Here is a 20,427-nt window from a genome sequence, read left to right as displayed (position 1 = left end):
CCACGCCCCCGCGAAAGGTTGCCGCCCCGCCGCCGTGTCCGCACCGGGGGACCGCCACCGGACCCGGTGCCGCGTCAGTCCGCCTCGACCATCGCCAGGGCGGCCTCCGGATCCTGTGCCGGAGGGCCGGCGGGCCACCAGCGGCCCCGGTCCTTCCGGTACGGCCACCAGCGCCCGTCGCGCCCGTAGCGCACCTGGGCATCGGTGCCCACCGCCGTCCAGCGGTTGCCCGCCGCGCGCAGCCGGGGCGCCCGTTCGCCTTCCTCCCAGGCGGTGGCGAGCTGGGCGTGGGCGCGGGCCAGGGCCTCGGCCCGCGGTGTCCACTCCTCCTCCAGCACGGCGAGCGCGGCGGCCCCGCCGTGCTCCCAGGCCCGTGCGGCGCGGGCCAGATCCAGACGGTCGCGCCCGCAGCCCGCCGCCAGCCGGGCGGCGATCGCGGCCGGGGGGCCGGCGGCGGTCAGCCGCACCGTGTCCTGCCACTGCGTCAGCGCGGCCGGGACGGGGGCCGTGGCATGGCCGGGCGCCAGCGCCTCGGCCAGCAGCCGCCGCGCGCGTACGGCGGCGTCCGCCGCGAGGAACTCCAGCGCGGCCACGTCCAGCCCGGGCGCCGGATCAGTACCACCGGCGAGCGCCGGGGGCCGGCCCGGCTCGTTGACGGGCGGAGGGGGAGCGGGCAGCGCGGCCGGACCGGGCGCGGCGAACGCCTCCCGGGCCGGTATGCCCTCCGGGGCCGCGGAGGGTGTCTCCTCGCCGGTCCGCGGGGCGTGCCGGGCGGCGTGCGCCACGCTGCGCACCTGGAGCTCGTCCAACAGCTCCCGCTCCCCGCGCCCGCGCATCAGCAGCAGCAGATACGGATCCTCGTCCAGCAGCCGGGCGACCTGGTAGCACAGCGCGGCGGTGTGCGGGCAGTGGTCCCACGCCTCGCACGCGCACTCCGGCTCCAGGTCGCCTATCCCCGGCAGGAGATCGACGCCCACGGCGGCCGCGTCCTCGGCGAGCTGTGGCGGCATGTCGCGGTCGAGTAGCGCGGCGATGTGCCCCGAGCGCTCGGCGACCACCCCCAGCAGCCGGTCCCACTCGCCGTCGTCCAGCTCCTGCAACAGCACGTCCGACCGGTACGGGGTGCGGTCCCGGTCCTGTACCACCGCGGTGATCCGCTCCGGCCGCACGCACACCGCGCCGACCGCGCCCTCGCGTGCGTGCTTGCGGCCGCGCTTCAGCTGCCCGTTGTCCAGCGCGGTGTCCTCCAGGGCCTTCAGCCAGGCCCGGCCCCACCAGGTGCGGGCGAAGGCGCCGCCGTGGGCGGGCGGCAGGGCGGCGAGGGTGCGCTCGGGGCGCGCGCCGGGCGCGTCCTCGGCGTGCGCGTTCTCCTCGGTGTTCCCGGTGCGGCTCATCGCTCGGTCCCCCTCAGCTCCACCAGCTCCGCGAGCTGGGCGTCGGTCAGTTCGGTCAGCGCGCTCTCGCCGGAGCCCAGCACCGCGTCGGCCAGCTCCCGTTTGCGCTCCAGCAACGCCGCGATCCGGTCCTCCACGGTGCCCTCCGTGATGAGCCGGTGGACCTGCACCGGCTGGGTCTGGCCGATGCGGTACGCGCGGTCGGTGGCCTGGGCCTCGGCGGCCGGGTTCCACCAGCGGTCGTAGTGCACGACGTGGCCGGCGCGGGTGAGGTTCAGCCCGGTGCCCGCCGCCTTCAGCGACAGCAGGAACACCGGCGCCTCGCCGTCCTGGAAGCGCCGCACCATCTCCTCGCGGCGCGCCACCGGCGTACCACCGTGCAGCAGCTGGGCCGGGACGCCGCGCGCGGCGAGGTGACTCTCGAGGATCCGGGCCATCTGCACGTACTGGGTGAAGACGAGGACACTCGCGCCCTCGGCGAGGATGGTGTCCAGCAACTCGTCGAGCAGCTCCAGCTTCCCGGAGCGGCCGGGAACCACGGGCCGGTCCTCCTTGAGGTACTGCGCCGGATGGTTGCAGATCTGCTTCAGCCCGGTCAGCAGCTTGACGATGAGCCCGCGCCGCTCGAACCCGCTGCTGTCCGAGATCTCCGCCAGGATCTCCCGCACCACCGCCTCGTACAGCCCGGCCTGCTCCTTGGTGAGCGCGACGGCCCGGTCCGTCTCGGTCTTGGGGGGAAGTTCGGGCGCGATGCCCGGGTCGGACTTGCGGCGGCGCAGCAGAAAGGGCCGGACGAGCTTCGCCAGCCGCTCCGCGGCGGCCGGGTCGCTGCCGCTCTCCACCGCCTGGGCGTAGCGCCTGCGGAACGCGTCATGGGTGCCCAGCACCCCGGGGGTGGTCCAGTCGAGGATCGCCCACAGCTCGGAGAGGTTGTTCTCGATGGGGGTGCCGGAGAGCGCGACGCGCGCCTTGGCCCCGATGACGCGCAGGCGCTTGGCGGTCGCCGAGAACGGGTTCTTGACGTGCTGCGCCTCGTCGGCGACGACCATGCCCCAGGGGCCCGCATCGGCCAGCCGTTGCGCGTCGAGCCGCATCGTGCCGTACGTGGTCAGGACGAACTCGCCGTCCGCGACGCCGTCCAGGCTGCGCGCCGTGCCGTGGTAGCGGCGCACCGGAGTGCCCGGCGCGAACCGCTCGATCTCGCGCCGCCAGTTGCCCATCAGCGAGGTGGGACAGACCACCAGGGTGGGCCCGGCGGCCCCGGGCACGTCCTGCCGGTGCAGATGCAGCGCGATCAGGGTGATGGTCTTGCCGAGCCCCATGTCGTCGGCGAGACAGCCGCCGAGGCCGAGCGATGTCATCCGGACCAGCCAGTCCAGCCCGCGCAGCTGGTAGTCGCGCAGGGTGGCGGCGAGGGCCGCGGGCTGCGCGACGGGCGGCACGTCCCCGTCCTCCCCGTTCTCCCCGGGCCGGTACTCCGCGGGCTGGGCGAGGCGGTCGCGCAGCGCGGCCAGCCAGCCGGTGGCCCGCACCTCGACCTCGGCGCCGTCGGCCTCCGCGCGGCCGGTGAGGACGGCGCCGAGCGCGTCGACGGGGGCGAGCTTGCGGTCCTGACGGTCGCGGGCGCGCCGCGCCGACTCGGGGTCCAGGACCACCCACTGGTCGCGCAGCCGCACCAACGGGCGGCCGGCCTCGGCGAGCCGGTCCAGCTCCTCCCTGGTCAGCTCCTGGTCGCCGACGGCGAACCGCCAGCTGAAGCGGAGCAGCGCGTCGGCGGAGAGGAAGGAGGGCATCCGCGGCCCCTGGCTCCGCTCGGAGTCGCCTGCTCCGTCTGCTTCATCCGGGCCGTCCGGGCCGACGACGGCGCGCGCGGTGAGCCCGCGTACCAGCTCCTTGGGCCAGTGCACCTTCACCCCGGCGGAGTCCAGCGCACCGGCCGCCGGGCCCAGCAGCTCGGTGACCTCCTCGTCGGCGAGGTCGACCGCCTCGGGTACGGCGGCGGACAGCAGCGGGGTGAGCGGCGCCCAGGCGCGGGCCGCGCGCCGCAGGGTGAGGAGGGCGTCCATCCGGGCCCTGGGCCCGAGCGCCGCGCCGGCGGGCGCGGTGCCCGCCCACACCTCGGCGGCGTCCGCGACCAGGGACGGGTCGGTGAGGCTGTGCAGCTGGAGGACCGCGCGGAAGCCGGGGCCGCGGTTTCCCTGGCCGGCTCCGTGGAGCAGTTCGATACGGAGCGACAGCCGTACGCCCGCGTCGTGCCCGGCGGCGACGTCGGCCGCCCAGGCGCGCTGCTCGGGCAGTCGCCGCGGGGCGGTGGCGGCGAAGGCGGGGCCGCCCGCGGCCACGGACGCGGCGGGTGAGCGCGGCAGTCCGTCCGCGACCGCGTCGAGGAAGGCGCGCAGATGCCGTTCGGGGTCGGGCAGCAGCTCGGTGCCAGTGCCAGTGCCAGTGCCAGTGCCAGTGCCAGTGCCAGGGCCGGTGCCGGTGCCGGTGCCGGGCAGCGGCACCGCGTGGGCGGCGGCCGGCATGGTGGCGGCCAGCTCCCGCACCCGCTCCAGGTCGCCGCCGTCGAGCGGGCCGACGCGCCACGCGTCGTGGTCGGTGGCCGTGAGCCCGGGCAGCAGACGGCCGCGGGCGGCGAGTTGCAGGGCGAGGACGGCGGCGGCACCCCAGAAGGCCGTCGCCGGGTCGGCTCCTCCCCGGTCCGACGGCTCTCCGCCCGGCTGCGCGGCGGCCCGCGCCCGGGCCCGGGTGAGCACCGGCAGCGCGTCGGACAGGGGCAGCACCAGCGCGCGTACGGTGCGGGTGCGGACACCGGGGCCGTCCGGGACGACGACGGTCAGTTCCTCGGTGGAGCCGGACGCCCCGCCGGGCGGCGGTCCGTCCGGCCGCCAGAAGGCGACGCGCCCGGCGCGCGAGGGGTCGGCCGGCAGGAAGACGGCGGTGGAGCGGCAGAGTTCGGCGATCTCGGAGGGGGTGGTCGCGGAGGGCGGGGTCACAGCTCTGACGCATTCCTCAAATTTGACTACCGGAGTGGGCGGCCGAGGGTACAGGACGACGGGCGGGATGTGGAACCGGCGGCCGCCGGTGTCCGTTGTGAGGAGTGAATACGGCTATGGGCCGTGAAGGAGGCGGGTGCGATGTCCACACGCGCGAAGGTCGCCACCGGAGGTGTGGTGGCCGGTGTGATCCTGCTGTGGCTGCTGCCCTTCTGGGCCGCGCTGCTGGTGATGGTCGGCGTGCCGGTGGCCGCCTATCTGCTGCTCGACCCGTCGCAGCGGCGCAGGCTGCGCGGCGTCTCCCGCAAGCAGCTGGGTCGCTGACGCAGGCGGCCCGGCCCCGGCGCCCGGGTGGCGCATCGGGCAGCCGGCCGGGCTCGGGAGCGAGGGCGACGCGCGCCTGGGAGTGACCGCGCAATACCGATCGCGGATCGTCCCGGCTCCCCACCCCGGCCGGTCACCGGCGCCCGGCGGCACGCTGTGGGCCGTCCGTGGGCCGACCGTGCGCTGTTCCCGCGCTCAGTGCGGTCGTACGGCCAGCTCGTCCAGCGCCGTCAGCAGCCCCGGCAGCTCCGGACCGCGGCCGACCGGCAGCACCTCGCCCGGCGCCTCGTCCAGCAGCACGAACGCGATGTCGTCGGTCCGCGCCACCATGCTCCAGCCCGGTCCGTCCGCCCGAAGCGTCCGCGCGTCACCCGTGGCGAACGCGGAACGGATCCGGCCCAGCGGCGGAGGCTTGTCCAGGTAGCCGCGCGCCTCCTCCAGAACGCGCCGCACGCCCCCGTGCGGCTTCTCGCCCGGGGCCACGAACGTCACCTCGCCGTCCACCTGTTCGCGCCAGATCGCCCACTGGAGCGCGATCTCGTCCGCGCCGAGCCGCCGCTGCGGCGGACCCCACTGGCCGGAGTCCGGCGGTGTGAGCGGCGCCCGGGCCGCGCCCCCGGGCTGAGCGTCGGGTGCGGGGTCGTGGGGTGCCGGTACGCCCGGAGCGGCCACCGCCACCGCGAGCGGCCAGCCGGGCAGGGAGGCGACCACGGTCCGGTCGTCGAGCGACAGCTCGTACTCCATGCCGCAGTCCCAGGTCGCGATGGCCATCGCCACGAGCGACACATCGTCGGTGACCACCGTCCAGCGGGCGCCGTTGCCGTCCTGCCCCAGCACGAGGCCGTATCCCGGCTCGTAGGGCTCCAGTCCGAGCGCGGCGCACGCCTCGGGATAGTCGTCGCCGAGCACGCTCGGGAACTGTGCGGGCGTCAGCAGCACGGCGGTCAGCACATACAGCGCGTCCTCGCCCGACTCCTCCGTGGCGGACACGGCAGCCTCCTCCTGAGGTTCTTCGTCCGGCGCACCCTAACCAGCCGGTAGGCGCGGCGTCGAGACTTCGTACCGCGGTCGGCGTCAGCTTCCGCCCCCGGCCCGCAGCGCGTCCAGGGTGCGCCGCAGCCACGACAGTTCGGCCTGTCCGGCGGCGCGCGCGATGGTGAGGACGCCCCGCCGGAAGGGATCCTCCACCTCCTCCGCGCGCAGTGGCCGGTCGCCCTCGTAGAAGAAGCTGGAGGGGTGGCGCAGATGGGCCAGGCGGCGTTCGAGCACGGCCGACTGGCGCACTGGGTCGTCCAGGTGCCGCAGGAACGACAGCAGGATGAACCAGCGGTTCTCGTCCGTGATGTCGCCCTCGGCCGGATCCGCGAGTCGGCGGCGCAGCTCGGCCCGCCCCTCGGGCGTCAGGGTCAGGACGTGCCGGGGCGCGGCCCCCGCGCCCTGTCGGGTCTCACGGGCCAGCAGCCCCGCCTTCTCCAGCCGCTTGATCGCCGGATAGAGGGTGCTCTCGGCCACCGGCTTGATGTGCCCGGTCAGCGCCGTGATGCGTTTGCGCAGCTCGTAGCCGTGCAGCGGCGCGTCATGGAGGAAGCCGAGGATGGCGAGTTCGAGCATGCCCGCATTGTGGCGTACCGCTTCCGCACCTCCTAGGCGCAGTACATCGCAGTACATGCATGACGAGGTGTCCGCCCGGGCGTCAGCCCTGACGGACCGCGAGGACCAGGAAGCGCGTGTCCTCGTCCGTGTACGCGTCCAGCCGCCAGCCGCAACGGGCCAGCAACGGCCGCAGGTTGGGCTCGGCCCGCAGATCCTCGGGGGTCAGCGGCCGGCCGTGGCGGGCGGCGAGCGCGGCGCGCCCCACCGGGTGGAACAGCGCGAACGATCCGCCGGGGCGCACCACCCGGGCCAGCTCGCGCAGCCCGGCCCGGGGGTCGGTCAGGTGTGAGATCAGCCCGGCGGCGAAGACCGCGTCGAGACAGCCGTCGCGCAGCGGCAGCCGGGCGACATCGGCGAGGGCGAGCACCCCGTCCCGGTCCCGCCCGGCGCGTACGGCCGCCGTCAGCATGGCGGGCGTGAGGTCGAAGCCCAGCACGGTCCCGCGGGGGCCGACCACGGCGCGCAGCGCGGGCAGGGCGCGGCCCGTACCGCAGCCCGCGTCGAGCACCGTGTCCCCGGTGCGCAGGCCCAGGTCGGCGACGGCGGCGGCATAGGCCGGGCCGTCGTCGGGAAAGCGGCTGTCCCAGTCGGCCGCGCGGGGCGTGAAGAAGTCCCTCACGTCGGCCGCGCTGTCTCGGTGGGGGCGCTCGTGACGCATGACGGGCTCCTCGGTTCGCAGTTCTGAGAACAGATTCGGGCATCAAGCAGTCATTCGAAAAACTGTCGCTGCCAAATTCCGACAGGTTCGAAATGCGCCCCCAATGCGCCCCCAATGCGCCCCCTGGCGGGCTACCGTCCGTGGCTCATGGGGGGGACCCCGAGCGCGCCGCCCGCTCGCGGCGCGTGCCGACCGAGGGAGACCGTCGTGATCAAGCGCTGCGCAGCCGCCGTCCGCTCTTCGGCCGCGCTCGACCGGAGCCTGCTCGACCCCGGTCTGCTCGACCGGATCCTGGACGACGGGGCGGCCCGCGCCGGGGGTGTCCGCCATGCCGTGCTGCTCTCGCAGGACGGGACCACCCTGAGCGCGTCCCGCGGGCTCTCCCGCCGGGACGCGGACCACCTGGCCGAGGTCGCTTCCGGCATCCACGGACTGGCCAGGAGCGCGCGGCGCCGTGCGCGCCCCGCCCCGGTGCGCCGGACGATGGTCGAGCTGGAGAGCGGCACCCTCTCCGTCGCGGCGGCGGAGGCCGGCACCTGCCTGGTCGTGCTGAGCGCCGCGGGCGGCGACCCGGCCACGGCCGCCGCCGAGACGGCCCGGCTCGTGGAGCAGGTCGGCGAACATCTGCGCCGTGCCCTCGGCTGACCGCGGAATGTGAGGTTCCGTCGCCGCTTCGGCCGTTCCCCACCGGGTACCCGGGGCACCTTGTCGAGACTGCCGATGACCACGTGAAGGGACACGGCGATGCGAGCGGTGACCTGGCAGGGCAAACGCGATGTGCGCGTGGAGACGGTGCCCGACCCCATTCTCAAGGAACCGACGGACGCGATCGTAAGGATCACCACCACCGGACTGTGCGGGTCCGATCTCCATCTGTACGAGGTGCTCACGCCCTTCATGACTCCCGGCGACATCCTCGGCCATGAGCCGATGGGGATCGTCGAGGAGACCGGGCCGGAGGTGACCGGCCTCCGGCCCGGCGACCGGGTGGTCGTCCCGTTCCAGATCGCCTGCGGATCCTGCTGGATGTGCGGCTCCGGCCTGCCGACCCAGTGCGAGACCACTCAGGTGATCGAGTACGGCATGGGCGCGGAGATCTTCGGTTACAGCAAGCTGTACGGCGCGGTGCCGGGCGGCCAGGCGGAGTACCTGCGGGTGCCGCAGGCCCACTACGGTCCGATCAAGGTGCCCGAGGGGCCGCCGGACGACCGTTTCCTCTATCTCTCCGACGTCCTGCCCACGGCCTGGCAGGCGGTCGAGTACGCGGCCGTCCCGCGGGAGGGCACGGTGTGCGTGCTGGGTCTCGGCCCCATCGGGGACATGGCCTGCCGGGTCGCCAGGCACCGGGGAGCCGGACGGGTGATCGGCGTGGACCTGGTGCCCGAACGGCTGCGGCGGGCCCGCGCCGACGGCGTCGAGACGTTCGACCTGAACGACTTCGACGGTCAGGACCATCTGGTCGAGGCCGTGCTCTCGACGGGCGGGGGCCGTGGCCCGGACTCGGTCATCGACGCGGTGGGGACGGAGGCCCACGGCAGCCCGGTCGGCCGGACCGCACAGCGGGCCGCCGGCATACTGCCGCGGGACTGGGGCGCCAAGCTCACGGCCAGGGCCGGTGTCGACCGGCTGGCGGCGCTCCGGCTGGCCATTGCGCTGGTGCGGCGCGGCGGGACGGTCTCCCTGAGCGGAATGTACGGCGGAATGACCGACCCGTTGCCGCTGATGACCATGTTCGACAAGCAGATCCAGCTGCGGATGGGGCAGGCGAACGTCCGCAGCTGGGCCGACGACATCCTGCCGCTGCTGACGGACGAGGACCCGCTGGGCGTCGACGGCTTCGCCACCCACCGCCTGCCGCTGGAGCAGGCATCCCACGCCTATGAGATGTTCCAGCAGAAACAGGACGGTGCGGTAAAGGTCGTGATGCGACCGTGAGCGATTGATTTCGGCCGAATCAGGCCACCCCCGACTCGCTCAGTTCGCTGAGTCTCCTCTTCAGCTAGTCGGCGAGATCGGCGACGGCGATGACCTTCTCGATGCGGACCCGTACCAGCAGCTCCCCGGGGACGCCGTTGCGGGCCCCGATCTGTTCGGCGAGGTCATCGCCCATATAGCGGGCGGCGATCCGGGTGGCCCACTCCCGTACCTCGCCCAGGTCGTCGCTGAGTTCGGCCCGGCCCTGCACCGTGACGAAGGAGAACGGGGGCCGCTCGTCGTCCACGCAGAGGCTGACGCGCGGGTCCCGGGCCAGGTTGCGCCCCTTGACCGTGTCCTGCCCGGTATTGAAGACCAGGTCGTCCCCGTCGAGCAGGAACCAGATGGGCGCGAGATGCGGGCTTCCGTCGGCCCGTACGGTCGCCAGTTTGCCGGTGTGGGTGCCATCGGAGAGGAACTTCTGCCACTGATCCCTCGACATGTTCTGTGCCATGTCCCCATCTTGCGTCAAGCAGCGCAGAACGGCCGGAGGGACGAGCAGGGCGGGTTGCCCGGACGGCGGCGGTGAGAAAGGCTGGCACGCAGCTGAAGGGGATCGGGGAGGAACGCCAATGGCACTCAGCAAGGGGCTCGACTGGTTACTGGACGACCTGACCAACCGGATCGCGCAGGTGCGGCACGTGCTGGTGCTGTCGAACGACGGGCTGGTGACGGGGGCGAGCGCGACGCTGGAACGCCAGGACGCCGAGCACCTGGCGGCGGTCGCCTCCGGGCTGCACAGCCTCGCCAAGGGGTCCGGCAACCACTTCCGGACGGGCCGGGTGCGGCAGACCATGGTCGAGTTCGAGGAGGGCGTCCTCTTCGTGACGGCCGCGGGTGACGGCAGCTGTCTCTGCGTCCTCAGCGGCTCGGACGCCGATGTCGGGCAGGTCGCCTACGAGATGACGCTGCTGGTGAACCGGGTGGGAGAGCACCTGGGCGTCGAGGCCCGGCAGGAGAGCGGCGCCACGAGCTGACCGTCGGGAGCCGGGGAGGCCGGGTCCGGAGTCCGGGAGTCCGGGAGTCCGGGAAGTTATCCACAGGTGGTTGTCCACAGGCCTGACGGACCGTCGTGTCGCGGCGCTATCGTCGTCACTGTCAGTGATTGATGGATCGCGGGGGAGGCTTCGTCATGGCAGTGGTACGAGTGGAGCAGGAAGCACGCGAGGTGCGGAGGTCGCAGGGGGCGCGGGAGCGCCGGAAGCCGTCGGCCCCGGCCGGGCCGGGGCAGCCGACGGGCGTCGCGTTCCGCACCGCGGCCCGGATGCTGGGCCTCATGCCGCGCGAGTTCGAGCTGGCCGAGCAGCTGGGGGAGGTGCACACCATCACCACTCCCACGGGGCGGCGGGTGGCCCGGGAGGAGCTGGCACGGCTGACGGGCGCCGAGGGATTCCCGGAGGCGCTGCGCACCCGGCTGCGGGTGGTCGGCACGGCGGGCGGGGCCGATCTGCTGGGCATCAGCCCGGGCCGGTTCACCCGCCTGGCGCGCGGCGGTTTCTTCGCCCCGGCCCGGTTCTATGTCAACCGGTACCGGCTTGTGGTGTGGCTCTATCTGGCGACCGATCTGGAAGAGTTCGCCACCCGCGAGCCCGCCCTGCTGACCGGCCGTACGCCACCGGGGCTGAGCGCGTCGCTGGCCGCGGGAGAGGACGCGCGGGCCGAGAAGTGGCGCGAGCGGCGCGTCGGCCAGCTGCTCTCCCGGACCCAGGACCCCTGGGAGCGCGCCGGGGTGCTGGCCGCGGTGCTGGGCCCCGACGAGCTGGCGGTAGCCGTCAGCGATCCGCACGACCGGAATCATGTGCGGGAGCTTCGCCCCGCACTCGTCCCGGTGCGCCCCGCCGCGGCAGCGGCACGCAAAGTGATCGACCGGGTGCAGACGGCGGAGGATCCCCAGGAGATCCTGCGGTACCGCGTGGCGCTCGCCGACGCCGTGCGGGCGGCGCGCCGGGTCCGCCCCGCGCCGCGGCCGGACGCCGCGGTGGCGCCGCTTCCCACCTGCCGGACCCGGCCCCCGGGCCGGTCCGCGGGCCGGCCGCGCGGCCTGTGGCGCAGGCTGGTCGGCAAGCGCTGACCCACGGCGGAGCGAGCCGCAGGGAGGCTCAGCTGTTCTCCGTGCCCTCGCCGCCGGCCGTGGCCTCCGCCGCCGGAGCCAGAGGACGAAAGAGCCCCTCCTGGACGACCGACACCAGGAGGCGACCCGCGCGGTCGTAGATCCGGCCGCGTGCCAGGCCCCGGCCGCCGGTCGCCACGGGCGACTCCTGGTCGTAGAGGAACCACTCATCGGTACGGAAGGGCCGGTGGAACCACATGGCGTGATCCAGCGAGGCCATGTCGAAGCCCCGCGGGCCCCACAGCGGCTCTACGGGCACCCGCACCGCATCCAGCAGCATCATGTCGCTCGCGTAGGTGAGCGCGCAGGTGTGGACGAGCGGGTCGTCCCCGAGCGGTCCGACCGCGCGCATCCACACCGCGCTGCGGGGTTCCGCTCCCCTCAGTTCCTCATCGGTCCAGCGCAGCCGCTCGACGTAGCGGATGTCGAAGGGCAGGCGGCGTTCCATCCGCGCAAGCGACTCGGGGAGGGCGCCCATGTGCTCGCGGATCTCGTCGGAGAGCTTCGGCAGGCTCTCCGGCCCGGGTGCCTCGGGCATCGGCAGCTGCTGTTCGATGCCCGGCTCCGGACGGTGGAAGGAGGCCGTCAGATTGAAGATCGTCCGACCCTGCTGGACCGCGACGACCCGGCGGGTGGTGAAGGAGCGCCCGTCCCGGACCCGCTCCACCTGGTACACGATGGGCACACCCGGCCGGCCCGGGCGCAGGAAGTACGCGTGCAGCGAGTGCACCGGGCGCTCCCCGTCGGTGGTGCGCCCGGCGGCCACCAGCGCCTGCCCCGCCACCTGTCCGCCGAACACCCGCTGCAGCGATTCGTCGGGGCTCAGTCCACGGAAGATGTCCACCTCGATCCGTTCGAGATCGAGCAGATCGACCAGGCGCTCGGCGGGGTTGGTCATCGGCGGTGCTCCTTCGCTGAGGTGGTTCGGGGATCGGACGGTGGCCGGGAGGTTACAGCTGGCCCACGTCGGTGACCCGGACCACGGCCCGGCCCTCCTCGTCCGAGGCGGTCAGGTCGACCTCGGCCGAGATGCCCCAGTCGTGGTCGCCGTTCGGGTCGTCGAAGGTCTGCCGCACCCGCCACAGCCCGTGCTCGGGCTGCTCCTCGATCTGCAGCAGCTTCGGACCGCGGGCGTGCGGACCGGTGCCCAGCTCGTCGTACTCGTCCCAGTACGCGTCCAGCGCCTCCGCCCAGGCGTCCTCGTCCCAGCCGGTCTCGGCGTCCATCTCGCCCAGCTCCGCCACCTTGTCGAGCGCGGCCAGTTCGACCCGGCGGAACATCGCGTTGCGCACCAGCACGCGGAAGGCCCGGGCGTTCGCGGTGACCGGCCGGACCTGGTCGGCGCGCTCCTGCGCCTCCTCCGCGGACTCCTCCTCCGGATTGGCGAGCTGTTCCCACTCGTCCAGGAGGCTGGAGTCGACCTGCCGCACCATCTCGCCGAGCCAGGCGATGATGTCCTCGAAGTCGTCCGACTTCAGGTCGTCCGGCACGGTGTGGTCCAAGGCCTTGTAGGAGCTGGCCAGGTAGCGCAGCACGATGCCCTCGGTCCGCGCCAGGTCGTAGAGCGCGGTGAACTCGGTGAAGGTCATCGCCCGCTCGTACATGTCGCGGATCACCGACTTGGGCGACAGCGGGTGGTCGCCGACCCAGGGGTGGCTCTTGCGGTAGAGCCCGTAGGCATGGAAGAGCAGCTCTTCCAGCGGCTTGGGATAGGAGATGTCCTGGAGCCGCTCCATGCGCTCCTCGTACTCGATCCCGTCCGCCTTCATCGCGGCGACCGCCTCGCCCCGCGCCTTGTTCTGCTGGGCCGCCAGGATCTGCCGCGGGTCGTCCAGCGTCGATTCCACCACCGAGACCATGTCCAGGGCGTAGGACGGGGATTCGGGGTCCAGCAGCTCGAACGCGGCGAGCGCGAAGGTGGACAGCGGCTGGTTGAGCGCGAAGTCCTGCTGGAGGTCCACCGTCAGCCGGACCTGCCGCCCCTCCGCGTCGGGAGCCTCCAGCCGCTCGACGATCCCGCCGTCCAGCAGCGAACGGTAGATCGCGATCGCCCTGCGGATGTGCCGGAGCTGGTTCTTGCGCGGCTCATGGTTGTCCTCCAGGAGCCGCCGCATCGCCTGGAACGCGTTGCCGGGGCGCGCGATGACCGCCAGCAGCATCGCATGGGTGACCCGGAACCGGGAGGTGAGTGGCTCCGGTTCGGACGCGATGAGCTTTTCGAAAGTGTTCTGGCCCCAGTTGACGAAGCCCTCCGGGGCCTTCTTGCGGACCACCTTACGGCGCTTCTTGGGATCGTCCCCCGCCTTCGCGAGGGCCTTCTCGTTCTCGACGACATGCTCGGGCGCCTGCGCCACCACGAACCCGGCGGTGTCGAACCCCGCGCGCCCGGCCCGGCCCGCGATCTGGTGGAACTCCCGCGCCCGCAGCGTCCGCACCCGCTGGCCGTCGTACTTCGTCAGCGCGGTGAACAGCACGGTCCGGATCGGTACGTTGACGCCCACCCCGAGCGTGTCCGTACCGCAGATGACCTTCAGCAGTCCGGCCTGGGCCAGCTTCTCCACCAGCCGCCGGTACTTCGGCAGCATGCCCGCGTGATGCACCCCGATCCCGTGCCGGACATAACGGGACAGGTTCCGGCCGAACTTGGTGGTGAAGCGGAAATTGCCGATCAGAGAGGCGATCTCGTCCTTCTCCGCGCGCGTGCACATGTTGATGCTCATCAGCGCCTGTGCCCGTTCGACCGCGGCTGCCTGGGTGAAGTGCACGATGTAGACGGGGGCCTGCCGGGTCTCCAGCAGCTCGGTGAGCGTCTCGGTGAGCGGCGTCGTGCGGTATTCGTAGCTCAGCGGCACCGGCCGGGTCGCCGACCGCACGACCGCGGTGGGCCGCCCGGTGCGACGGTTCAGATCCTCCTCGAACCGCGTCACATCGCCGAGCGTCGCCGACATCAGGATGAACTGCGCCTGCGGCAGCTCCAGCAGCGGGATCTGCCACGCCCAGCCCCGGTCCGGCTCCGCATAGAAGTGGAACTCGTCCATCACCACCTGGCCGATGTCGGCGTCCCGGCCGTCCCGCAGGGCGATGGACGCCAGCACCTCGGCCGTACAGCAGATGACGGGCGCGTCCGCGTTGACCGACGCGTCCCCGGTGAGCATCCCGACGTTCTCGGTGCCGAAGAGCTTGCACAGCTCGAAGAACTTCTCCGAGACCAGAGCCTTGATCGGCGCGGTGTAGAAGGTGACCTCGTCCCGGGCCAGCGCGGCGAAGTGGGCGCCCGCGGCCACCAGGCTCTTTCCCGATCCGGTGGGCGTCGACAGAATGACGTTCGCCCCGGACACCACTTCGATCAGCGCCTCCTCCTGGGCGGGATAGAGCGAGATGCCCCGCTCCTCGACCCAGGTCGAGAACTTCTCGAAGAGAGTGTCGGGGTCGGGTTCGCTCGGCAGCTGATCGATAAGAGTCACGGACCCTATACTGCCTGGTTTCCCCGGCGGGGCGGGAACCGGCTGTGCGGACGAAGATCGTCCGTCGCTAGGGTGTGGTCAGCCGATGCAACCAACTCCCGCACCGAAGCGGGCAAGAACAGGGGCGGGGTACGACCATGATGGGACCGGCGCATTCGCTGTCCGGAGCGGCTGCCTGGCTGGGGGTGGGCGCGGCGGCCGCCGCGGCCGGCCACGAGATGCCCTGGCCGGTGCTCGTCGTAGGCGCGCTGATCTGCGCCGGAGCGGCGCTCGCCCCCGACCTCGACCATAAGGCGGCGACCATATCGCGGGCCTTCGGGCCGGTGTCGCGGGTGCTGTGCGAAGTGATCGACAAGCTGTCGTACGCGGTCTACAAGTCGACCAGGAAAGCGGGCGACGCCCGCCGCTCCGGTGGCCACCGCACCCTGACCCACACCTGGGTCTGGGCCGTCCTCATCGGCGCCGGATCCTCGGCACTCGCCGTGGTGGGCGGCCGCTGGGCAGTGCTCGGCATCCTCTTCGTCCACATGGTGCTGGCCGTCGAAGGGCTGCTGTGGCGCGCGGCGCGGGTCTCCAGCGACGTCCTGGTGTGGCTGCTCGGCGCCACCAGCGCCTGGATACTCGCCGACATCCTGAACAAGCCGGGTAACGGCGCGGACTGGCTGTTCACCGCTCCCGGCCAGGAGTATCTGTGGCTGGGGCTGCCGATCGTCCTCGGTGCCCTCGTGCACGACATCGGCGACGCGCTCACCGTCTCCGGCTGCCCGATCCTGTGGCCCATACCGATCGGCCGCAAGCGCTGGTACGCGCTCGGCCCGCCGGAGGCCATGCGCTTCCGGGCCGGGAGCTGGGTCGAGATGAAGGTGCTGATGCCCGTCTTCATGGTGCTCGGCGGGATCGGCGGGCTGGGCGCCCTCGGCATCATCTGAGCCCCGCCCGGCGGCGGGGCCGCCGGCGACCCACCGCGCAGCCATTGTTCGACATCATGTGGATCATCTGCTCATCATGGCAGCGGACTTGACCGGAGCCGTCCTCCGCAGGGGGCTCGTCCGCACGACCACGGCAGGCCGGGCCTCCGTCGAGTGGGCTTCGAGCAGAGACCCCCCACGTACGCATCGAGGAGTACACCGTGAGCACGCTCGAACAGACCGTCGAGATCCCCCACCTCGGGGGATCGACCGTCGGGTACACCTTCGCCAAGCCGTACGACCCCGCGCTCCCGACGCTGGTCCTGATCAACTCGTACACCACCTCGGCCCAGTTGTACCGGCCGCAGTTCGCCGACCCGGACCTCGGATCCGTGGCCAACCTGCTGGCCCTCGAGCCCTACGGGCACGGCCGTACGAGGGCCGGGTACCAGCACTTCACCTACTGGGACAGCGCGATCGCGAACCTGCAGGTCCTCGAAGCCCTCGGGATCGACGAGGCCTTCGTGCTGGGGACCTCGCAGGGCGGCTGGGTGGCGGTCCGCATGGCGCTGCTCGCCCCGGACGTCGTGAAGGGCGTCATCCCGCTCGGCACGTCGATGGACTTCGAGAGCCCGCGCAGCCGTGACCTGGGGTGCTGGGACGGGGTCGGGTTCAACACGCCGCTCGTCGACGCCCTCGCCGACCCGGTCGGGGAGGACTGGGTCGTGCCGGACGAGGTCGTGGACGAGGTCTTCGCCACGGCCCTGGGCGGCCTCTCGGCCGAGGAACGCGAATTCTGGCTCACCACCTACCGTGCCCACTACGCCGGTGACGCCGGACGCCACCGTCTGCGCCTCAGCACGGTCAACCTGCGGGACCGCGACGGGCTCCACGGCAGGCTCGACGAGGTCCGCTGCCCCGTAATGTGGCTGCACGGTACCGCGGACCAGGTGTACTCCGTGCCAAACGCCCGGGAGGAGATACGGATGTTCACCCGCTCCCCGGAGGCCCGCCTGGAGATCATTGAGGGCGGGCAGCACTTCCTGAGTGCCTCGCATCCCGCGGAGGTCGGCTCCGCGGCGATCGAGTTCCTGAAGCGCTGGGCCTGAGAGGCCACCTGCCCGCATCCTGCGCGGTCGGGCCGGGGTTCTCCGCGGCCCGGCCGTCACCGGTGCCAGGAGCGCCACAGCGCCGCGTAGGCGCCATCGGCCGCCACCAGCTCGTCGTGGCTGCCCAGCTCGCTGATCCGGCCCGCCTCGACCACGGCGATCACATCCGCGTCATGAGCGGTGTGCAGCCGGTGCGCGATCGCGACCACCGTCCGGCCCTTCAGCACCTGGCTCAGCGACCGTTCCAGGTGGCGGGCCGCCCGGGGGTCCAGCAGCGAGGTGGCCTCGTCCAGCACGAGGGTGTGCGGATCGGCGAGCACCAGCCGGGCCAGCGCGATCTGCTGCGCCTGCGCCGGGGTCAGCGCCAGCCCGCCCGAGCCGACCTCCGTGTCCAGACCCTCCTTCAGCGCCCGCGCCCAGCCGTCCGCGTCCACCGCGGCGAGTGCCGCCCACAGCTCGGCATCCTGCGCGGAGGTCCGGGCCAGCAGCAGATTGTCGCGCAGCGAGCCCACGAACACATGGTGCTCCTGGTTGACCAGGGCGACATGGGTGCGCACCTGCTCGGCGGGCATCCGCGCCAGCTCCGCGTCGCCCAAGGTCACCCGGCCGGTTCGCGGGCCGTAGATCCCGGCCAGCAGCCGACCCAGCGTGGACTTGCCCGCGCCGGACGGGCCCACCAGCGCCAGCCGGGTCCCCGGCGGCACTGTCATGGACACCTCGTGCAGCACATCGCTGCCCTCCCGGTACCCGAACCGCACCTCGTCCGCCCGCACCTCACGGCCGACGGGCGCCACCTCGGCATCGGCCGGGCCCTGTTCGATCTCCCGCACTCCGACCAGCCGGGCCAGCGACACCTGGGCGACCTGCAGTTCGTCGTACCAGCGCAGGATCAGCCCGATCGGCTCGACCAGCATCTGCGACAGCAACGCCCCCGTCGTCAGCTCGCCGACCGACATCCAGCCCCTCATCACACAGACGCCGCCGATCATCAGCACCGAGCCGGTGATCAGCGTGTAGCTCACGTTGATCACGGGGAAGAGCACCGAACGCAGCCAGAGTGTGTAGCGCTCCCACGCGGTCCACTGCCTGATGCGCACCTCGGACTGGGCGATCCGCCGGCCGCCCAGTCGGTGGGCCTCGATGGTCCGGCCGGCGTCCACGCTCTCGGTCAGGGACGCGGACACCGCCGCGTACCCGGCCGCCTCCGAGCGATAGGCACTCGGCGCCCGTTTGAAGTACCAGCGGCAGCCGATCACCAGCACCGGGAGCCCCACCAGCACCGCGAGCCCCAGCGGCGGAGCCGTCACGGTCAGCGCGCCCAGCAGCAGGCCCGTCCAGACCACACCTATGGAGAGCTGCGGGACGGCCTCGCGCATCGCGTTCGCCAGCCGGTCGATGTCGGTGGTGATCCGGGACAGCAGATCACCGGTCCCGGCCCGCTCCAGCACGCCCGGCGGCAGCCCCACCGACCGTACGAGGAAGTCCTCGCGCAGATCGGCCAGCATCTGCTCGCCCAGCACCGCACCGCGCAGCCGCACCATGCGCACGAACACGGTCTGTACCACGAGCGCCACCGCGAACAGCGCGACGGCGCGCTCGATATGGAGATCATCCTTGCCCTGCGACAGGTCCTCGACCACACCGCCCAGCAGCTGGGGGCCGACCATCGAGGCGAGCACGGCGGTGGCGTTCACCGCCATCAGCACGACGAAGGCCTTCCGATGCCGCCGCAGCAGCTCGCGCACATAGTCCCGTACGGTGGCGGCCGTGCCGACCGGCAGTGTCGTCGCCGACTCCGGTGCGGCCGGGTCGTAGGCGGGTGGCGCCACGCCGATCATGCCGACTCCTCGATCTGTTCCGCGATGCGTTCTCTTTCCGCGAGCCCACCGCGGGCCCCGTCCTGCTCCTGGACGTCGTCCGGCTCCCGGGTGACCACCGCGCGATACGCGGGATCGGTGCTCAGCAGCTCGCGGTGGCTTCCGACCCCGGCCGCCACGCCGTCATGCACGAACACCACCCGGTCGGCCTGGTCCAGCAGCAGCGGGCTGGAGGTGAACATGACCGTGGTCCGGCCCGTCCGGAGCCGCTTCAGCGCCTCGCCGATGCGTGCCTCGGTGTGCGAGTCCACGGCGGACGTGGGTTCGTCCAGCACCAGCACCTCCGGGTCGGTCACCAGCGAGCGGGCCAGCGCCAGCCGCTGCCGCTGGCCGCCCGACAGCGAGCGGCCGCGTTCGGTGATCAGGGCGCCCATCGGGTCCCGGTCCCCGGAGTCGGCCACCGAGGCCAGCCCCAGCGCCTCCAGGACATCCCCGCACTGCGCCGCCTCCAGCGCCTTCCGGGCCGGCACCGCGCCCGACCGCGGCACGTCCAGCAGCTCGGTGAGCGTGCCCGACAGCAGCACCGGGTCTTTGTCCTGCACGAGCACCGCGGCGCGCGCGGCGGCCAGCGGCACCTCGTCCAGCGCGACCCCGCCCAGCAGCGCCGAGGGCGCACCGCCACCGTCCCCGGATTCCGCGCCGTCCTCGGTGGGGTGACCGCCGAGCCGGTCCGCCATCCGCCCCGCCACGTCCGGATCACCGCACACCACCGCGGTCAGCTGCCCGCTGGGTGCCAGCATCCCGGTGGCCGGGTCGTACAGATCACCGGCCGGCAGCTTCTCGCCGGGCCCGGAGGCGGGCCCGGTGCCGGGCCCTGCCGCCCGCGCGTCCGCGATCTCGGCCGAGGGGCGTCGCAGCGCCAGCACCCGGGCCGCGCGACGGGCCGAGGGGCGGGAGAAGGAGTAGGCCATCGCGATCTCCTCGAAGTGCCGCAACGGGAACAGCAGAAACGTCACGGCGCTGTAGACGGTGACCAGCTCGCCCACCGTGATCCGGCCGTTCCCGGCCAGCACCGCCCCGTACCAGACGACCCCGATCAGCAGCATCCCCGGCAGCGCGACCTGCACCGCCGCGATCAGCGACCACATGCGCGCGCTGCGCACCGCCGCCGTCCGCACCTCCTGGGAGGCCCGCCGGTAGCGGCTCAGGAACAGATCCTCGCCACCGATGCCGCGCAGCACGCGCAGCCCGGCCACGGTGTCCGACGCCAGTTCGGTCGCCCGGCCCGCCTTCTCCCGCTGCTCATCGGCCCGGCGCGCGGCCCGCGGAAGCAGCGGCAGCACCGACAGCGCCAGCGCGGGTACGCCGAGGGCCACCACCACGCCGAGCGCGGGCTGGTAGATCACCAGCGCCACACACAGCCCGACGGTCGTGAGGGCGGCCGCGGTGAAACGGGACAGCGCCTCCACGAACCAGCCGATCTTCTCCACGTCGCCCGTGGACACGGCGACGACCTCGCCCGCCGCCACCCGCCGGGTCAGCGCCGAGCCCAGCTCGACCGTCTTACGGGCCAGCAACTGCTGCACCCGGGCCGCCGCCGTGATCCAGTTGGTGACCGCCGCCCGGTGCAGCATGGCGTCACCCAGCGCGGTGAGCACGGTGAGCCCCACCATCATCGCCCCGGCCAGGGCGAGCCGCGAACCGGAACGGTCGACGACCGCCTGCACGCCGAAGCCGATCGCAAGCGGGAAGCACACCAGCGCGGCCATGTGCAGCAGCCCCCACAGGGCGGCCTTGATCTGCCCGCCCAGCTGGTTCCGGCCCAGCCAGACGAGGAACCGGGTACCTGACCGTACGTCGGGTAGGCCGGGATCGGGATACGGAAGATCGCGAATGCGCATGACGTTCCTGGGTGAGTGGCGGCGGCCGGGAAGGCAAAGAGACGTGAAAGGTTGGCCTTTCACGGGTGCGAATTTCAACTGGTTTTCCTGCAGGGGGACGGAACGCGCCAATCCCGCGC

At 72.9% G+C, this 20,427-nt stretch carries 17 protein-coding genes; 7 read left to right on the top strand and 10 right to left on the bottom strand.

Annotated features, from left to right (window positions below; genetic code table 11):
* Positions 1–74: 74 nt before the first annotated feature.
* Complete coding sequence (locus ACH4SI_RS23320; RefSeq protein WP_398298532.1) at positions 75–1,394, bottom strand: SWF or SNF family helicase; 1,320 nt, start codon at positions 1,392–1,394, stop codon at positions 75–77.
* Complete coding sequence (locus tag ACH4SI_RS23315; protein ID WP_398298530.1) at positions 1,391–4,390, bottom strand: SNF2-related protein; 3,000 nt, start codon at positions 4,388–4,390, stop codon at positions 1,391–1,393. Before ACH4SI_RS23315 ends, ACH4SI_RS23320 begins: the two co-directional genes overlap by 4 nt.
* A 141-nt stretch (positions 4,391–4,531) precedes the next feature.
* Between ACH4SI_RS23315 and ACH4SI_RS23310 the strand changes: the two genes are divergently transcribed.
* Positions 4,532–4,714: a hypothetical protein gene (locus ACH4SI_RS23310; protein WP_398298528.1), complete on the top strand. Its 183-nt coding sequence runs from the start codon at positions 4,532–4,534 to the stop codon at positions 4,712–4,714.
* 195 nt (positions 4,715–4,909) lie between these two features.
* Here ACH4SI_RS23310 and ACH4SI_RS23305 read toward each other — a convergent pair whose 3' ends face one another.
* From ACH4SI_RS23305 to ACH4SI_RS23295, 3 genes are all read right to left on the bottom strand, one after another.
* Positions 4,910–5,704, bottom strand: a complete 795-nt coding sequence (locus ACH4SI_RS23305; protein ID WP_398298526.1) for a hypothetical protein — start codon at positions 5,702–5,704, stop codon at positions 4,910–4,912.
* 84 nt (positions 5,705–5,788) lie between these two features.
* Positions 5,789–6,325: a PadR family transcriptional regulator gene (locus ACH4SI_RS23300; protein WP_398298524.1), complete on the bottom strand. Its 537-nt coding sequence runs from the start codon at positions 6,323–6,325 to the stop codon at positions 5,789–5,791.
* An 82-nt stretch (positions 6,326–6,407) separates the two neighbouring features.
* Complete coding sequence (locus ACH4SI_RS23295) at positions 6,408–7,025, bottom strand: class I SAM-dependent methyltransferase (RefSeq protein WP_398298522.1); 618 nt, start codon at positions 7,023–7,025, stop codon at positions 6,408–6,410.
* 207 nt (positions 7,026–7,232) lie between these two features.
* On the opposite strand from ACH4SI_RS23295, the gene ACH4SI_RS23290 reads away from it, so the two are divergent.
* Both ACH4SI_RS23290 and ACH4SI_RS23285 read left to right on the top strand, forming a co-directional pair.
* Positions 7,233–7,670, top strand: a complete 438-nt coding sequence (locus ACH4SI_RS23290; RefSeq protein ID WP_398298520.1) for a roadblock/LC7 domain-containing protein — start codon at positions 7,233–7,235, stop codon at positions 7,668–7,670.
* Positions 7,671–7,769: 99 nt separating this feature from the next.
* Positions 7,770–8,960, top strand: a complete 1,191-nt coding sequence (locus ACH4SI_RS23285; protein WP_398298518.1) for an alcohol dehydrogenase catalytic domain-containing protein — start codon at positions 7,770–7,772, stop codon at positions 8,958–8,960.
* A 64-nt stretch (positions 8,961–9,024) separates the two neighbouring features.
* Here ACH4SI_RS23285 and ACH4SI_RS23280 read toward each other — a convergent pair whose 3' ends face one another.
* Entirely contained in the window at positions 9,025–9,453 is a 429-nt protein-coding gene (locus tag ACH4SI_RS23280) for a PPOX class F420-dependent oxidoreductase (protein WP_398298516.1), read from the bottom strand.
* A gap of 118 nt (positions 9,454–9,571) precedes the next feature.
* Here ACH4SI_RS23280 and ACH4SI_RS23275 point away from each other — a divergent pair, with 118 nt between their 5' ends.
* Complete coding sequence (locus ACH4SI_RS23275) at positions 9,572–9,976, top strand: roadblock/LC7 domain-containing protein (protein WP_398298514.1); 405 nt, start codon at positions 9,572–9,574, stop codon at positions 9,974–9,976.
* A gap of 155 nt (positions 9,977–10,131) precedes the next feature.
* On the top strand, positions 10,132–11,070 hold the full coding sequence (locus tag ACH4SI_RS23270) for a DUF6397 family protein (RefSeq protein ID WP_398298512.1): 939 nt from the start codon (positions 10,132–10,134) through the stop codon (positions 11,068–11,070).
* Positions 11,071–11,098: 28 nt separating this feature from the next.
* On the opposite strand, the gene ACH4SI_RS23265 is transcribed toward ACH4SI_RS23270, so the two are convergent.
* A complete protein-coding gene (locus tag ACH4SI_RS23265) occupies positions 11,099–12,007 on the bottom strand; it encodes an acyl-CoA thioesterase (protein WP_398298510.1) in 909 nt (302 codons plus the stop codon).
* 52 nt (positions 12,008–12,059) lie between these two features.
* Positions 12,060–14,573 carry a DEAD/DEAH box helicase gene (locus tag ACH4SI_RS23260; RefSeq protein WP_398298508.1) on the bottom strand — a complete coding sequence of 838 codons (2,514 nt, stop codon included), beginning with the start codon at positions 14,571–14,573 and terminating at the stop codon, positions 12,060–12,062.
* A gap of 137 nt (positions 14,574–14,710) precedes the next feature.
* Here ACH4SI_RS23260 and ACH4SI_RS23255 point away from each other — a divergent pair, with 137 nt between their 5' ends.
* The gene (locus tag ACH4SI_RS23255; RefSeq protein WP_398298506.1) at positions 14,711–15,502 is read left to right on the top strand and encodes a metal-dependent hydrolase; all 792 of its coding nucleotides are present in this window, start codon (positions 14,711–14,713) and stop codon (positions 15,500–15,502) included.
* 200 nt (positions 15,503–15,702) lie between these two features.
* Positions 15,703–16,590 (top strand): alpha/beta fold hydrolase, encoded by an 888-nt coding sequence (locus tag ACH4SI_RS23250; RefSeq protein ID WP_398298504.1) that lies wholly within the window; start codon positions 15,703–15,705, stop codon positions 16,588–16,590.
* A gap of 56 nt (positions 16,591–16,646) precedes the next feature.
* Here ACH4SI_RS23250 and ACH4SI_RS23245 read toward each other — a convergent pair whose 3' ends face one another.
* A complete protein-coding gene (locus ACH4SI_RS23245) occupies positions 16,647–18,428 on the bottom strand; it encodes an ABC transporter ATP-binding protein (protein ID WP_398298502.1) in 1,782 nt (593 codons plus the stop codon).
* Positions 18,425–20,308 carry an ABC transporter transmembrane domain-containing protein gene (locus tag ACH4SI_RS23240; protein WP_398298500.1) on the bottom strand — a complete coding sequence of 628 codons (1,884 nt, stop codon included), beginning with the start codon at positions 20,306–20,308 and terminating at the stop codon, positions 18,425–18,427. The genes ACH4SI_RS23245 and ACH4SI_RS23240 overlap by 4 nt, the downstream gene beginning before the upstream one ends.
* Positions 20,309–20,427 lie beyond the last annotated feature (119 nt).

The organism is Streptomyces sp. NPDC021212 (assembly GCF_044332925.1).
Classification (GTDB): domain Bacteria; phylum Actinomycetota; class Actinomycetes; order Streptomycetales; family Streptomycetaceae; genus Streptomyces.
Note: the sequence above shows the minus strand (reverse complement) of the source record. Positions and strands in the feature narration are given on the sequence as shown.

What these genes read in the sequence shown, in the direction of transcription:
- ACH4SI_RS23320 (WP_398298532.1), bottom strand. Translation starts at nt 1,394, where the DNA reads ATGAGCCGCACCGGGAACACCGAGGAGAACGCGCACGCCGAGGACGCG.
- ACH4SI_RS23310 (WP_398298528.1), top strand. Translation starts at nt 4,532, where the DNA reads ATGTCCACACGCGCGAAGGTCGCCACCGGAGGTGTGGTGGCCGGTGTG.
- ACH4SI_RS23300 (WP_398298524.1), bottom strand. Translation starts at nt 6,325, where the DNA reads ATGCTCGAACTCGCCATCCTCGGCTTCCTCCATGACGCGCCGCTGCAC.
- ACH4SI_RS23295 (WP_398298522.1), bottom strand. Translation starts at nt 7,025, where the DNA reads ATGCGTCACGAGCGCCCCCACCGAGACAGCGCGGCCGACGTGAGGGAC.
- ACH4SI_RS23285 (WP_398298518.1), top strand. Translation starts at nt 7,770, where the DNA reads ATGCGAGCGGTGACCTGGCAGGGCAAACGCGATGTGCGCGTGGAGACG.
- ACH4SI_RS23280 (WP_398298516.1), bottom strand. Translation starts at nt 9,453, where the DNA reads ATGGCACAGAACATGTCGAGGGATCAGTGGCAGAAGTTCCTCTCCGAT.
- ACH4SI_RS23275 (WP_398298514.1), top strand. Translation starts at nt 9,572, where the DNA reads ATGGCACTCAGCAAGGGGCTCGACTGGTTACTGGACGACCTGACCAAC.
- ACH4SI_RS23270 (WP_398298512.1), top strand. Translation starts at nt 10,132, where the DNA reads ATGGCAGTGGTACGAGTGGAGCAGGAAGCACGCGAGGTGCGGAGGTCG.
- ACH4SI_RS23265 (WP_398298510.1), bottom strand. Translation starts at nt 12,007, where the DNA reads ATGACCAACCCCGCCGAGCGCCTGGTCGATCTGCTCGATCTCGAACGG.
- ACH4SI_RS23255 (WP_398298506.1), top strand. Translation starts at nt 14,711, where the DNA reads ATGATGGGACCGGCGCATTCGCTGTCCGGAGCGGCTGCCTGGCTGGGG.
- ACH4SI_RS23245 (WP_398298502.1), bottom strand. Translation starts at nt 18,428, where the DNA reads ATGATCGGCGTGGCGCCACCCGCCTACGACCCGGCCGCACCGGAGTCG.
- ACH4SI_RS23240 (WP_398298500.1), bottom strand. Translation starts at nt 20,308, where the DNA reads ATGCGCATTCGCGATCTTCCGTATCCCGATCCCGGCCTACCCGACGTA.